Source organism: Chryseobacterium amylolyticum, from assembly GCF_051011775.1.
Lineage (GTDB): Bacteria > Bacteroidota > Bacteroidia > Flavobacteriales > Weeksellaceae > Chryseobacterium.
Genome location: NZ_JBPCHX010000001.1, coordinates 631,170 through 643,919 on the forward strand (window position 1 = coordinate 631,170; position 12,750 = coordinate 643,919).

The 12,750-nt window shown below is 36.1% G+C and carries 9 protein-coding genes; 5 read left to right on the top strand and 4 right to left on the bottom strand.

Features of this window, described 5'->3' with window-relative positions; genetic code table 11:
• Positions 1–11: 11 nt before the first annotated feature.
• From ACR1PO_RS02835 to ACR1PO_RS02850, 4 genes are all read right to left on the bottom strand, one after another.
• Complete coding sequence (locus ACR1PO_RS02835) at positions 12–1,397, bottom strand: RagB/SusD family nutrient uptake outer membrane protein (RefSeq protein WP_433985750.1); 1,386 nt, start codon at positions 1,395–1,397, stop codon at positions 12–14.
• 42 nt (positions 1,398–1,439) lie between these two features.
• Positions 1,440–4,424, bottom strand: a complete 2,985-nt coding sequence (locus tag ACR1PO_RS02840; protein WP_433985751.1) for a SusC/RagA family TonB-linked outer membrane protein — start codon at positions 4,422–4,424, stop codon at positions 1,440–1,442.
• 105 nt (positions 4,425–4,529) lie between these two features.
• Positions 4,530–5,105 (bottom strand): hypothetical protein, encoded by a 576-nt coding sequence (locus tag ACR1PO_RS02845; protein ID WP_433985752.1) that lies wholly within the window; start codon positions 5,103–5,105, stop codon positions 4,530–4,532.
• A gap of 21 nt (positions 5,106–5,126) precedes the next feature.
• Complete coding sequence (locus ACR1PO_RS02850; protein WP_433985753.1) at positions 5,127–5,249, bottom strand: hypothetical protein; 123 nt, start codon at positions 5,247–5,249, stop codon at positions 5,127–5,129.
• A gap of 350 nt (positions 5,250–5,599) precedes the next feature.
• On the opposite strand from ACR1PO_RS02850, the gene ACR1PO_RS02855 reads away from it, so the two are divergent.
• The 5 genes from ACR1PO_RS02855 to ACR1PO_RS02875 all read left to right on the top strand — a co-directional run bounded on the left by ACR1PO_RS02855 (position 5,600) and on the right by ACR1PO_RS02875 (position 12,697).
• Positions 5,600–5,914 carry a hypothetical protein gene (locus ACR1PO_RS02855; RefSeq protein WP_433985754.1) on the top strand — a complete coding sequence of 105 codons (315 nt, stop codon included), beginning with the start codon at positions 5,600–5,602 and terminating at the stop codon, positions 5,912–5,914.
• A 469-nt stretch (positions 5,915–6,383) separates the two neighbouring features.
• Complete coding sequence (locus ACR1PO_RS02860; protein WP_433985755.1) at positions 6,384–8,438, top strand: AAA family ATPase; 2,055 nt, start codon at positions 6,384–6,386, stop codon at positions 8,436–8,438.
• 1 nt (position 8,439) lies between these two features.
• Positions 8,440–10,323: a UvrD-helicase domain-containing protein gene (locus ACR1PO_RS02865; protein ID WP_433985756.1), complete on the top strand. Its 1,884-nt coding sequence runs from the start codon at positions 8,440–8,442 to the stop codon at positions 10,321–10,323.
• Positions 10,324–10,487: 164 nt separating this feature from the next.
• Positions 10,488–11,966 (top strand): DNA/RNA helicase domain-containing protein, encoded by a 1,479-nt coding sequence (locus ACR1PO_RS02870; RefSeq protein WP_433985757.1) that lies wholly within the window; start codon positions 10,488–10,490, stop codon positions 11,964–11,966.
• 137 nt (positions 11,967–12,103) lie between these two features.
• Positions 12,104–12,697: a hypothetical protein gene (locus ACR1PO_RS02875; protein ID WP_433985758.1), complete on the top strand. Its 594-nt coding sequence runs from the start codon at positions 12,104–12,106 to the stop codon at positions 12,695–12,697.
• Positions 12,698–12,750: the final 53 nt, after the last annotated feature.

The following is a 12,750-nucleotide window of genomic DNA, read 5'->3' on the forward strand; positions in this document are numbered from 1 at the left end:
AAAAGCAATGTTTAGTAACCGGTATTCTGAGGATTAAGCTTTGGATTCAGAAGCAATTCTTTCTGCGGAAGTGGCCATTGCGCGTGAAAGCTTTTCCAATTCGGCTTTAGCAACGTAAGCTGGTCCAGCAGTCCCCATCGTTTGAGATCAAAAAAACGGATGCCGTGCTCCGTAAAGAATTCTCTCCTTTTTTCTTCCCGCATCTGGATCCTGACGTCATTTCCAGATAATGTGCTGCTCAACGCAGGAAGACCTGCCCGCTGTCTTGATCTGTTGATCAGCGGGATGGCTTCCGAAGCCCTATTAAGTTCAGTAAGAACTTCTGCCTGCATCAAACAGACCTCATCCAGCCGGTAGATCACCGAATATTCAGTAGGATTATTGACCGAGAGATTCTTATATTTTGCAGAACGGTAATTGGTCTGCTGTCCGAAAGGGACTGCTGCCATATAGTTCTGACGGCGCAGGTCTGCCGTCGAAAATAAGCTGACCAGATCAGGTCTAAGTACAAATGATGTCGGAGCTCCCGTGAAAGTGTATAAGGAGGCTTCTTTGGTGGCATCATTATTATTCTTCGGCTTAAGCTGCCAGATGATGTGGGACCCGTTCTTCTGAAATACTTTTGAGATATCGCTCTGATAACTGTAGGCAGGATTCTGCATAATTTCAGAGCATAAGACCTCTGCCTCATTCCACTTTTTCAGCAGCATCTTCATTTTGGCCAGTGCCATATAGCCCGCATATTTATTCGGATAGATCCTTTCCGCATTCTTATAGGCTGAGGGAAGAAGATTAACTGCCTCTGAAAGATCCGTCTCTACCCTTTGCAACAGCTGATCCTTAGGCATTCTGCTTAGTTTACTGTTGACCATATAGTCGGTGGTATCCGTGTAAGGAATCTCACCGAAGATCTGATAGAGCTGCAAATACAATATCGACCGTACAAACAATGCCTCTCCCCTGATCCGCTCCCTAACGGAGACAGAAAGTGCTTGTGAACTCCCGGCACCTTCCATAATGCTGTTCGCTGCATAGATCTGCTGGTAAGCGTTCGTCCAGAATGTCGTAATTGCCGTATTGGTAGGAATCTGCTGGTTATTGTAGAGATCAAGCACGCCATTGGACGTACTGGTATAGACACAGCTAAGATCATCTGTGTAAGTACCCAGCAGCGCACCCATCCCATCAATGCCTCCCGAAAACATCGAGTTCGTCCAAAGGCCGGCATAGAGACCTGCCAGAGCAGCATCCGCAGTCTGCTCATCCTCAAATACCAGCTTGGTGGGGATCTGGTTGGAAGGAAAATCCGTTTCAATAAATTTTTCGCACGAGACCGCAGAAAGTAAAACAGCCGTGAACAGACACCCTGTTATAAAGTATTTTATATTTTTTGCCATGATTTTAATTTTAAATTATAGTTGACCATTTCGAGGGGTCTATCAAAAGGTAATCTGAAAGCCTACAGAATATGTTTTCAATGGCGGTAAAAATCCATTCAGCACAAATTCAGGGTCCAGACCAAAGTATTTGGTAATCGTCAGCAGGTTCTGTCCCTGCACATAGATCATCGCCTCCCTGATCCCGAACTCCCTCACAGGGATCCTGTAGCTAAGCTGTACATTTTTCAGCCGGATAAACGAAGCATCCCCGATCGCTGCCGTAGAATTCTGAAATAATGAATGTGCAGAGGTTTTTGCCGCCACATTCCCTGAACTGTACGGCATATAAGTTCCCGAAGGATTGGAAGAAGACCAAACATCCAAAACCTCAACAGGCTGATTGTTCATCGAACCCGGAATGACCATCTGCTTATTGTAGTTCCAGCTTCGCTGCTTCACGAAATACCACAGGAACGATGCTGACCACGGGCCATAACTTAAGGTATTTGACCAGCCTCCGAAAAAGCGCATTCCGATCCTCTCGATCACCTTATTGTCATCAGGGGAAGATATCTTTCCGTCACCGTTATAATCAGTAAATTGGTAAAGCCCCGTCTGCGGATTGATGCCCTCGTACTGATAGACCTTTACCAGTGATGTCGGATAGCCGATCATATACTGGTTCGCATAGGTAGAACCTTCAAGATTCGGAAACTCCGTCAGCCTGTTATCGGGGATTGATATATTGAATGAAGTGTCGTACCTCAGCTTCGAGTTCCTCAGCACCTGAACAGAAGTTTCCAGCTCCCAGCCTGTATTTCTGACCTTTGCCGGAAGATTGGACTGTATACTTGGAAACCCTGTTGTTGCAGGCAGAGGAATACCAACCAGCTGGTTGGATGACGTATTTTCATAATAGGCTGCCGAAAGATTCCATCGGTTCCTGAACAATGAAAACTCAGCCGCTACCTCCTTTTTCAAGGTCTTCTCCCAGCTGAAGTCAGGATTATACAGCCTGGAGGGATTAAGCCCCGTCGTGTTATTGTAAATATTGGTAGAGACCGTGTAGGTGTCAAGATACTGGTAATCCCCGATCCTGTCATTTCCGGAGGTCCCGATGCTCCCCCTGATCTTGGCCAGGCTCAGCCATGAGATATTTTTCATCCACGGCTCTTCAGACATCAGCCAGGCAGCACCCAACGCCCCGAAATTCCCGAAACGGTTGTTCGGTCCGAAACGGCTTGAGCCATCCCTTCTTCCGGTCACATTCACGATGTACCTTTTCAGGTATTTATAATTGAGCCTCGCAAAAACAGCCGTATAGTTATACTGGTTATTCACCTGGTCACCGATCACCTTGGTCTTAGCCGCTGCAATATTTCGGATGAGGGCATTGCTCTCAAAGCCGTACCCCTGTATGGTTCCCGATTTGGTCTCCGACTGCTGCAATGTCGCGCCGATCAGCATTTCAAAACTGTGCCGACCTGCATGATACTCTCCCACGATCTGCGGTTCCAGGATATAGGAAAAAGCAGAGCTGTTGTTTTTCGAGGAATTGGAAGTCGAGCTGTTCAAACCGAATGAAGGATTGTACATCGTATGAGGCTTGAGAGAATATTCCTCAAAATTATTAAAGGTCAGCCCGCCGTTAAACTTCACAGACAGGAACGGGAACAACCGATAAGACAATTGGGTCCCTGTATTGATAAAGCTTGAGGTATTGAGGTATTCGCTCACGAATGACGCCACAGGATTGGTAAATGAATTGTTCTCCCAGTTCAGAGACCCATCAGCATTATACAAAGCAGGCGCATTGGGACTCAGGGTAAGGCTGCGCTTGGTCAGATCATCATTCACGACATTATTATCCTGAAATGAGACCGTGTTGTTTAGATTGACCTCCAGCTTACGGTCAGGACTCCTGTAGCTGAAATTCCCTGTAAGATTATTGGTCCTGTACCGAAATCCGGCAGGTAATACCGTTCCCTGTTCAAGATGACCATAGCTGATAAGATAAGATGTGTTTTCAGAACCGCCGCTCAAGGAAAGCTGTACCACCGAGGCATCAGCCGTATTTCCTATCAATACTTTCTGCCAGTCTGTATTCCTCTCCTGCCTCCACGTATTGAGATCATAGGCATTAGCAGGAATTGCAGTGATCCCGTCATTCTGGAAGGCCTGCCTCCTCATGCCGAGATACTCAGAAGTATTCATCATTTTCAGACGATTGGCCACCGTACTAAGCGAATAAGAGGTATTAAGCTTCAGTTCCGTCCTGCCCTTCCTGCCTCTTTTAGTGGTTACAATGATCACCCCGTTCGCGCCACGGCTCCCGTAGATCGCCGTAGCATCAGCATCCTTCAACACCTCAAAGCTCTCAATATCATTAGGATTGATCGCATTAAGAGGGCTCACGGAACCATAAGGTAAAACCGTTGCACTGTACACAGACGGCGATTCAGATAGGATCGGCACACCGTCAATAATGTACAGGGGCTCATTCCCTTCCCTACGGATACTGTTCTTCCCCCTAATCTGGATATCAAAACCTCCTCCCGGCGTTCCCGAGTTCTGCGTGATCGACACCCCGCTCATCCTTCCCTGCACCGTAGAAAGCACATTTGCAACAGGCTGGTTTTCGATCTCTTTTGCGGAAACCCGCACAATGCTTCCAGTCCGCTCTTTGTCACGGACCTTATAGTACCCTGCATTCAGCACCACCTCCTCGATCTCCTTCTCCTTACCTAGCGAAACGTTCAGAGTATCCCTGTTCCCAGGCATTACCTTTCGTTCAGGATAATCCGGATGCCGAAAGATCAGGACAGGGTTTTCTCCCGTCACCTGCACGCTGTATGTTCCGGAACTGCCAGTGAGCGTAACAGCACTGCTGCCCTGCTGAAATACCGAAACACCGGTAATAGGTCTGCTCTGTTCCGTGACAGTGCCTGTGACCACACGCATCTGCCCTATTGCCACGCCTGAGACGAGCAATGTTAAGCCAAGAGCCATTTGGATATGACCCAGGCTGCAAAAGTTTTTTTTCATACTTTTGTTATAGTTTAATTTATTAGACTTTGCTCTTTCCTGCGCGGCGTCAACTTTGCGGAAAGGGCTTTTTATTTGATTTTTATGGTATTCTAAATACTTTCATCATACGGTCATCCTTTTTTTCATTCTCTGCTTTTTTTTATAAGAATTATCTCTTTTTTTCCTTCCCCTTTCCAGAATCAGGAATGCGGCATCCAGCATTTTGGTTAGATGGATACAGGGACCTAGGATCTTACTCTCGGCCGAGTGCGCATAAACGCCCAGTGAGAAATACACCGAGACCGAGATATAATACTCAAAATCTTTGAGGCTGTATTCTGCAAAAGCTTTTTGGAATACAAGGAACGGATTACGGTACTCCTGATCAGAAAGCGCCCCTGTTATCGGAGGAGCATTATTTTCAGCATATACCTTCACATAAGATTTCTCTTGCTTTAAACCCAGCACATAACAAGCACGCACAAATGAGCGCAGGGCCTGATGAAAGTGAAAGACTGCCGAATGATCTTCTTTGATCACGCATTTCTTTTTTGCCGCACAGATCATAATATTATGGAGCATTTCCTTAGCGGTCGCCAGCTCATTGAACTGGAAAAAGGTTTCAATAAGCCCCAACCCGGAATACGTATCACTCCCGGACCAAAACCTGGCCTCAAAGTCAATTCTGTTGTTTTTCAATGGTTCAGTTTACATAATTTTTTAATAGCAGAAGGCAGGAAGTTCTACCAATACATAAAACCTCCCTACCCAAAGGCCATCAATATGAATAAAATTAAGGTCACGTGTAAGCTCTAAAGCCGCAATAGGTTGTACACCCCCCATTGTATCTTGTCTAATCTATACTTTATAGTAAAAGCGGCCTAGAGAAATGTAGAGCAGGCGGACAGCATTGGATATAAAAAACGGCGTGAAACTCTACTTACTGGATAGGGGTACTGGCATACCTTGCAACAGATAAGAGAGCTCACGCCATGGTCGTGAGCCTTCTGCTTATCGTCTCGTTGCTAAAAAGTGCCAGTTTTCTATCCGAGATTCTAAGCGATAGCTTCTAATATTCTTTGAAGTTTCGCAAAATTACATCAAAAATTTGATGTTTCGTAATGCGAATATACTAAAAAAAATTTACACATGTGTAATTGTTAAGATTGTTTTTTATCACTCCATTTGTTAATATGAGAAAGCAAACAAAAATTCCAGAATTAACTGATGCAATTTCAGATGTGATTAAAGACCTCTATAAAGAAAGTGGTAAGGCATTATTGGACGTGAATAATGAATACTTTAGTGAATTTGGGAAAAATCTTGCTTTAGAACGCTACACTTCTACAGACCATAATATTACTTGCAGCAAATTATTTGCAATCTGTGATTATTTCGAAATTTCTATGTCAGAATTTTTCAAAAGAGTTGAAGATAAAAATAAGTTATTAAAATTTAGAAAAGATCGGAAAGGCGTTTTAGTCAAAAAAGCATATAAAGAATCTTAAATCAACCTCCAAATATGAGAAGTTCTGATGATATTTCGAATTTTACGTACAAAAATCTAAATATGAAAAAATCCTGACGATAGTTGGGATTTTTGTGTTTTACGGTTTACCGTAAATAGACTATTGAAGTATTTAATATTTTAGCGTTTAAAAATAGTATTAACAATATGAGTGAATCCAAAGACGACGAGATAAAGGTAAATTTAATGCATCGAATGAATTCAATACAACAGAGTTTTTATCTAAAATTAGAAATACCTACAAATTAAAATTTGAAGAAGTTTTACGTAAAAATACTGATTGGGATTTTTTTCCTGTTATTTATTTTTGTTGTTTTCGAAAAATCGTAATTACTGTAAAATTATTTATACAAGTATAAAAAATAGAATTAAAAGTGTGATAAACTAATAGCTAGTGAGTTATCTTCTGTGCAATTCATTATTAAAAGAAACTAATACATCCTGAAAAAATGAGAATTAAACAATTACAAGTTAAAAATTTCAGACTTTTAGAGAATCTGTCAGTTAACATCGAAGATGATATAACTCTTATAGTTGGTAAAAATAACACAGGAAAAACTTCTTTGTTTGAAGTTATAAATATTTTCACAAAAAGTTCGCAAGAAATATCTTTTGAGGACTTTTCATTAAGCACGATTCTGAAATTCAAAAGGATCATAGATTTCATAAATCGGATTGATTTTAAACAGATTTCTGAGAAAAGAAAAGACCTTTTTGAAAAAATAATTCAAAACCAGACTCCAAAAGTTCAATTATATATAGAATTTGAATATGATATAGAAAATGATTCCTTAATTAATCTTAGTGAATTTATCACAGATTTAGATGAAAAGAGAAACGATGTAACTATTTTATTAAGTTTTGAATCTCTAAATTCACTGGGAATATACTCATCATTTTTAAATAGAGAGAAAAAAGAAGTTGACTTGATTTCATGGTTAAAAGAAAATATTAAAAAATATTATCAACTTAAATGTTATGCTATTGACAGAGATTCTGATTTTAAAAAAGAGATAGAGATAAATTTTAAATCGAAGATCGAAAAAATTGTTTCCTTTGAAGATGTAAAAGCTTCAAGAACTCTAGACGATACAAAGTCAGATAAAAATAAAACATTAGCTAACGGATTTTCCCATTATTATCGGGAGAGGGATAAAACAAAAGAGGATGTTAAAAAGCTGGAAGAAACTTTAAAACAAGTATCTGTTGACTTAAAAAATGAATATGAGAAAGTTCTTAATGATGTTATTGCCGATTTGAATAATTTTGGAGCTTCTACACCAATAACAATACCTCGGATTGAAATTGATTCAGAGTTTAATTCAGAAGCCGTAATCAAAAATAATATTAAATATTATTACAGGCATGATGATATTAACTTACCTGAAAGTTATAATGGATTAGGTTATAGTAATCTTATTTTCATGGTTCTGGAACTAACCAGTTTTATTGAAAGATTCAAAAATTCAAGCGAAGAAAAAAAATCTGAGTTTCTAGCTATTTTAATTGAAGAACCAGAAGCACACATGCATCCGCAAATGCAACAGGTTTTTATTAAGCAAATCACAAAAAAAATTAATGATGCTAAATTAAATGGTATCAATATCCAGCTTATAATTACAACACATTCATCCCATATTATAGCGGAAGCTGGGATTGATCTCAAAAAAGGTTTTGACAGAATCAGATACTTTAATAAAATTGATGGGAATCTTGAGGTCAATGACTTTAACAACTTCAAACATAAAAAGAGTGATACTGAAACATTTCGCTTTTTGAAACAATATCTTAACCTGCACAAATGTGATATTTTCTTTGCGGATAAAGTTATCATGGTGGAAGGTATTACTGAGAAAATGCTTTTACCAATGATGATTAACAAAGTTGCGCCTGACTTAAATAAAAACTACATTTCTATTTTGGAGGTTGGCGGAGCATATACTCACAAGTTCAAAGAATTACTGAATTTTATAAAGGTAAAAACATTAGTGATAACAGATATTGATTCTGTTCAATTAGAAAATAACAGAAAGGCATGTAGAGTGGCTACCCCAGATTCTGTGACATCCAATGCTACCTTGAAAAATTGGTTGCCTAAAAAAACTACAATTGCAGATTTAATTTCAACAGAATTGAAGGACAAGTTTGAAGGAAAATTCATTCGGGTATGTTATCAGATTTCTGAAAATACCGAAAACTTATATGTAGCAAGAAGTTTAGAAGAAGCTATAATTAATAGAAATTTAGTTTTTTTTAAAGGTAAATTTAAAGATTTGAATGCGGAAAATCTTGAGGTTGAAGTTGAAGTGAAATCGAAATTCGAATTATTAAAAAAAATAGATTTTGAAGGCAGTTTAGATTTATATGATTTATCTCCAAAAAAAGAGGAAAAATCACAATTCGCCTTTGATTTAATGACCTTTAAAGCTGGAAGTGAAGATTTAAGCTGGAATGTTCCAAAATATATTGAAGAAGGTTTAGAATGGTTATCAAAAGACGAATAATATGACAGCAATCGAACAAATTATACAGAATATTGATAGTGGAAAAAGCTTTGTATTGGAAGCTGGTGCTGGTTCAGGAAAAACTTATACTCTAATCCAAACACTGAATTATTTAATTGAAAACAAGGGTGAGGATTTAAAATACAATCATCAAAAGATTATTTGTATTACTTATACCAATGTTGCGAAAAATGAGATCATCGAACGATTGGAAAATCATCCATTAGTCTTAGTCTCAACTATTCACGAATTTTTATGGGAATGTATAAAACCGTACGAAAAGCAATTAAAAATTGAATTATGTAAATTAAATGAGATCAGGTATAAAATAGATATAGACTTAGGCATAGAATCAAGATATATCGAAAATTTATTAGGAAGGTTAGATGGAATTGATTCCGTTGTTTATAACGATACAGCATTTAGAGACTTTGAAAGTGGGCAGCTTCATCATGATGATGTAATTGTCTTATCAAAAATGATGTTTCAAACTTATCCTTTACTAACAAATATCTTATCACAAAAGTTTCCTTATTTACTAATTGATGAATATCAGGATACCGCACCAGAAACAATAAATGCACTCGTCGATTCATTGCTTGATAACAATAAGGATAAAATTACTTTAGGATTTTATGGTGATTCTCATCAAAAAATTTACAATAACGGCGTAGGCGATTTAACAAAGTACTATATTAATTCTGATACTCAAAAGCTGCACATTATAAAAAAGGAAGAAAATTACCGATCTTCGAAAGCAGTAGTAAATCTTTTAAATAATTTCAGAACAAATATAGAACAACAGGCACAAACCAAATTACAAGGAAGTGTCAAATTTGTCTATTGCGAATACAGACCAATCAAAACAAGAATTAACAGAAATAATCGAGAAGTAGAAGACGAAAGTAGAACTGCTTATAACAGAGAAATTGATTTACAAAAAAATGTAAATTTTGATAAAGTGGTTAATATTTTAAAAACTGAAAAAAATTGGGTTTTTGATCAATTGGATAATAAAAAAAATGACAAAATATTAGTTTTAGTCAACAGTGCTGTTGCAAAAAGAAACGGATTCTCTAGTTTATACAGAATTTATAGTAGAAGATATACCAGACGTGTTGGTGATGAATTAAATAAAAGGAAAAATGCGCTAATTCAATATTTTGTAGGTTATACAGATAAAAAAACATCACAGGAAAGAGAAACAGGAGTAGAGCATTTAATAAAATTCTGGAAAGATTCCAATTATAATGAAGTATTACGTTTTTTTAAAAGAAATAGCATGCTATTCACTGATGGTCATTTGGAACATAAACATAAAAAAATCATCACTGATATTTTAAATAATTTAGTCACAATCCGAGAAACTAAATCTGTGAAAGAAGTTATGGAATTTGTCGAAAGTAGAAAATTAATACAAAAGTCCGATGCAGTACAAAAATTCATTGATCAAGTTAATTCTGATTTTGATAAATTAGAGGATGGACCAGAGAAGATTAGACTAGCAAATAATAAAACGTTTTATGATTCATTGATGGAACTTCCGTACAATGAAATAATTAGTTTTTTTCAATTTACTCAAAATCATACTGTGTTCTCAACAAAACATGGAACAAAGGGGGAAGAGTATAGAAATGTATTAACAGTTATTGATGACAAAGATTGGGTTAATGAAGCTGAAGGATACAACTTTGAAGGCTTTTTTGATGATACCGATCCCAATGTAGAAAGAAAACTCAGAACTAGAAATCTATTTTATGTTGAGTGTTCAAGAGCCAAGGAGAATCTTGTTGTTTTGGCACTTTCTCCAATGGGTGAACTGGCATTAAATAATGTGACAAAATTGTTTGGAGATGATAATGTTATTAAAATTGATAATTTATAATTTGACAATATCAATAAAGATGCATATCTTTCTTTAGACAATAAGAAAAGGTGTTGAGTAAGGTCGCAGTTGTCTAGAAGGGTAATGACTGACTCATTACAAACTAAGGTGAAAAAGGAATAGATCTGAGATAAGCTGCTGTTCAAAAAAAAAGCATATTAAATATGAGAGAAATTAATTTGATTTCAATAATTGATTCTTATAAAAATCTAAATTCAGACCTTTTCCAAAATTATCTAAAGTACTATTCCACAAAGTTAAAGGATAGTGAAATTCAGGATCTCTCAAAATTAGTTGTTGCGATTAAAACCATCAGTCAAAAAATAACAAATTTTGATATGTTCTTTGTGGGATATATTATTCCGCAAATAAGTAAGGAATTTGATTTATTAAGATTTGACAAAGACATAATTCTAAATATTGAAATAAAAAGGGAAAGTACAACTGAAAAATTAAAAAAACAATTAGAACAGAATAAATATTATCTTAGTTTTCTGAATAGAGAAATTCATTGTTTTAGTTATGTATCTTCAGAAAACAAAGTTTACTCAATTGATGCTAACAATCAGATATTTGAAAGTAATATCAAACAATTATTAACAGTTATTGCTTCTCAAAATCCAGAAAAAATTTCAAACATTGATACACTTTTTAATCCTTCAAATTACTTAGTTTCTCCTTTTAATTCTACAAATCAATTTATTAAAGGCAGATATTTTCTGACAACACATCAAGAAAATATTAAAAAAGAAATTTTGAAGGAAATTAATGAACCAAGAGTTTCCATTATGTCTGTTAAAGGTAAAGCAGGAACAGGTAAAACATTGCTTGTATATGATATCGCAAAAGAAATTTTCTCCAACGATAATGTACTGGTAATACATTGTGGACAATTAAACGAAGGACATATTCAGCTTTTAGAACACTATAAATGGGACATTGTTTCGGCAAAATATATTTTCGCACAAGATTTTTCAAAGTATAAACTTGTGATTGTTGATGAAGCGCAAAGAGTTTATCCGAATTATTTTGATAAGGTTATAGATGAAGTTAAAGCAAACAAATCAAATTGCATTTTATCTCACGATGAAGAACAAACACTGAGTAAAAATGAAATTAATTATAAAATAGTCGAAAAAATTGAAGATGTAATAACAGTTCCTACCTTTGAATTGACAAATAAAATAAGAACAAATAAAGAAGTTTCTAATTTTACAGACTGTCTTTTCAATAAGGATAAAGAGTTTACAAAGCGAGAACATCCGAATATTGAAATAACTTATCTACAAAATTTGGACGAAACATTGGATCTTCTTACTCATCTTCAAAAAAATGGTTGGAAAATAATAAATTACACTCCTGACGGATATAAAACGCCACCATATGAAAGATTTAGATTAGTTCAGGAAACGACTAATTCGCATAGAGTAATTGGACAAGAATTTGATAATGTTGTAGCCGTCATAGACGAGCATTTTTATTATAAAAACAGTATTTTATCCACAAAAGGATATTTAAAAAAACCATATTATCATCCAACAAAGATGCTATATCAAATCATCTCCAGAACAAGATTAAAACTTCACTTAATAATTTTCAGAAATGAAGAAATATTATCAAGATGTCTGGAACTAATAAAATAAAGAATTTACAGCTAAATTAATTGCTGTTGTATGATTCTCAATATCTTATCCAGAAGAACCTGAAATAGTTACCAAAAATCATTTCTAAAATTAATGTTCAGTATTATACTTAGTATTTTAATATTAAAGAAATTTGATTGATGACAACACAGCAAATTGAAGCAATTGGCCATTTTCTGGCATATTATAAGAGTGACCTACATTACATCAATCAATTTCAAAATTATAAAGGAGGAAATCTTTCATCAGTTGATTACGTAAACAGGTCAAAAGGCAGCTTCTATTCTTTCCTCATTGAGTATAAAATCGTCAGAAACTTAAAGGGAGGTCAGATTCACCGGCTTTTGGAGGAGACTACAAATTTTATCAAACTTTGTGACAACAGTGATGTTGACGCATTCGCACTTAAATTATCACAAACAGACTTTACAGGAAACAAGATTGTTGCTTCCTTGGCTTCTAAAATACTTTTTTTAAATAACCCTTGCTTAATTATCCCAATGGATTCGCGGGCAAGAAGAGCTCTTGGACAAAAGGCAAACAAATATGATATTTACAATCAAAATCTTACCAATTTTATTAATCGAAATGAAAATATAGTTACTGAAATGCTTGATTACGTCCAGCCGATGATTTCAGTAATTGAGAAGGACTTCCCTTTGCTTGGTAACAAAGAACTGATTGCAAAAAACAGAATAATTGACAAGCTTTTATGGACTACTGGTAAATAATTACCGTGATTAGTCTCTAGCTCAGCACAAACTCCCTGAATCCTTCCGCGGTT